Source organism: Duganella guangzhouensis (genome assembly GCF_009674535.1).
Lineage (GTDB): Bacteria > Pseudomonadota > Gammaproteobacteria > Burkholderiales > Burkholderiaceae_D > Rugamonas > Rugamonas guangzhouensis.
Genome location: NZ_WKJK01000053.1, coordinates 1 through 2,565, shown reverse-complemented (window position 1 = coordinate 2,565; position 2,565 = coordinate 1). Strand labels below are relative to the sequence as shown.

Genomic DNA, 2,565 nt, shown 5'->3' with positions numbered 1-2,565 from the left:
CACGCCGGCCAGCGCACCGCGCCCGGCCCGCCGCCGCTCCCATGCGGTGACGCCGTACGCGCCGGCGCCGATCCGCTGCCTGGCGCCGGGGGCGTGGCACGGTCTGTTGTCTGGCTGCCGGTGCGCATTTACGCGGCTTCCATCAGGGCGCGGCCGGGCAGGTGGCGCAGCAGCCAGGAGCGCAGCGTCAGCCATTCGCCGGTCTCGGCCGGATATTGCTGGCGGAAGCGGGCGTAGCGCAGCAACATGTGCGGCAGCCGCCGATGCGCCAGCGTGTGCCGATAGCGCAGTTCGCGCTCCAGCTGCGCCGACGCCCCCAGCCCGCGCCGCAGCGACTGCGCCATCACCGCGAACGCGGCGTCGAAATCACTGTCCTCCGTCGCCAGCAACTGCCCGCCATGATTGCAGAACGGTGCCGGATCGAATTCCGGCAGCGCGTGCATGCGACAGAAGGTGCGCGCCAGAAAGCGTGAAATCGTCAGCGACAGCCGGATCTGCTCACGCAAACGCCGGCTGCTGACATTGGCGGCGTGCCAGCGATACTGGATTAACGGCCGCCCCAGATTCACGCACAGGCCCAGCAAGGCCAACTGGCCGAACATCAGATAATCCTCCGCCAGGCCGTCGATGCGCGGCCGCTGCTCGGCCGGCAACAGGCCCAGAAAATCGCAGCCGTACTGCGCCCCCAGCCGCCCGATCAGCGCGCGGTCCATGGTCAGCGCCGGATGCGAAATCGGATTGCGGAACAGGCTGGCCGCGCTCAGCCTGTCGCTGCCCAGCGGCAGCCGCAGGGCGCCGATCACCACATCATCGGCGTCGATCAGCTCGGCCTGGCCGCTGATCACCGCCTTGCCCGGATGCTGGGCGAACCCGGCCATGGTTTGCGCGATGCGGTCGGGCAGGCAGATATCGTCGGCATCGTGCCGCATCACATAGCGGCCGTCGCAGCGCTCCAGACCCAGATTCAGCAACTCGGCCAGCCCGTTGGCGTAGGAAAAATCCAGCAGCTCGATGCGCGCATCGGCCAGCGCGTGGCGTTCGGCCAGCTCGACGCTGCCATCGCTGGAACCATGATCGAGGATCAGCAAACGCCAGTCACGCACGCTCTGGCGGCGGATGCTGGCGATCGCCGCGCCCAGGTAGGGCAGGCCGTTGTGCACCGGCAGCAGAATATCTATCCTTGCCATGGCCGGCTCCCGGTGCCGCTGTCGCCGCCAGTACTGCGCGGCGTCAGCAGATGCAGCGCACAGCGCGCCAGCGTGCGCGCGGCGCGGCGCAGATTGTCCGGCGTGCGCTCGCTGCGCCAGCCGCGCAGGCAATATGCCAGCGCGGCGCGCGCCCGTCCGCGCAAGGCCAGCTGGCGCGCGATGCGGTAGCGCACCCGGCTCAGCGCGCCCGGCAGCAGCGGCAAGGCCTCCGCTGACAGCGCGCCGCTGGCCTGCCATTTCTGCAGCACCTGCTCGTGACACTGCTCGGTCTCCAGTGCCTGCGCGGTCAGATTGGCGCCATGGCTGCGCTTTTCCAGTAGCGGTTCCGGCAGCAGCACAAACGGCGCCCGCAGCGCGCAGCGCAGCCAGTAATCATAGTCCTCGGCCTGGCGCAGGCGCGGATCGAAACCGCCGGCGCGGCGCGCCAGTTCGCGCCGCAGCATCACATTTGACGCGGTGCCGACAAAATTGCAACGTACCAGCGCCGCCTGCGGCGCCGCCAGCAACGGCCGCGCCGCCGACAACTGCGCCAGCGGCAGCGCGCCGGCAAAGTGGCTGACCTGGCGGCCGTGCTGGCGATGCAACACCAGATAATCGCAGCAGCACAGGCCGGCCGCCGGCCAGACGCGCAGCGCCGCCGCTTGGCGCGCCAGCTTGTGCGGATGCCAGATGTCGTCGGCGTCCAGAAACGCCAGCAGCTCGCCGCGCGCCGCCGCCATGCCGGCGTTGCGCGCCCGCGACACGCCGCCGTGGGCGATGCGCAGACAGCGGATGCGCGCGCGGTAGCGTGCCAGCACCGCCGCCGTGTCGTCGGTCGAGCCGTCGTCGACCACGATGATTTCCAGCGGCGCCAGCGTTTGCGCCAGCGCGCTGTCCAGCGCCTGCGCCACCAGCCGCGCGCCGTTGTAGACCGGGATGATGACCGACACCCGCGCGCTCATGGCCGCACTCCCGGCAACAGCCGCCAGCCGCGCAGCTGACGCGCGCGCAACAGCAGCAGCATCAGCCCGTACACCAGCGCGCCGGCCGGCAGGCACGGCCAGAACGCCGCCGCCAGCCCGGCCCCGGCCGCGCGCAGCCACGCGTGCAGCGCCATCACCGCCAGCAGCATCGCCAGCGCCGCCGCCAGCGGCTTGAACAGTTCCATGCCGAGCGCGGCCGCGCCGAGCGGCAGTTCGCGCAGCGCGCACCAGCTCAGCGGCAGCAGCGTCAGCAGGCTGCTGAGGCAGTATGCCGCCGCCATGCCGCGCAATCCCCAGCGCACCGCCAGGGCCAGGCCGGCCAGTTGCAGCGCTGTCCCCAGCGCGCCCAGCCACAGCAAGCGGCGCGCGCGGCCGCGCGCCAGCAGCAGCGCGCC

Annotated in this window: 3 protein-coding genes; all 3 read right to left on the bottom strand. The window is 71.5% G+C overall.

The window, feature by feature from the left end:
• Window positions 1-128: 128 nt before the first annotated feature.
• Window positions 129-1,187, bottom strand: a complete 1,059-nt coding sequence (locus GJ699_RS33830) for a glycosyltransferase (RefSeq protein WP_154383804.1) — start codon at window positions 1,185-1,187, stop codon at window positions 129-131.
• Window positions 1,175-2,149: a glycosyltransferase family 2 protein gene (locus GJ699_RS33825; RefSeq protein WP_154383803.1), complete on the bottom strand. Its 975-nt coding sequence runs from the start codon at window positions 2,147-2,149 to the stop codon at window positions 1,175-1,177. The genes GJ699_RS33830 and GJ699_RS33825 overlap by 13 nt, the downstream gene beginning before the upstream one ends.
• On the bottom strand, window positions 2,146-2,565 hold a 420-nt coding region (locus tag GJ699_RS33820), incomplete at its 5' end, for a polysaccharide biosynthesis C-terminal domain-containing protein (protein WP_195763720.1). The genes GJ699_RS33825 and GJ699_RS33820, both read right to left, overlap by 4 nt.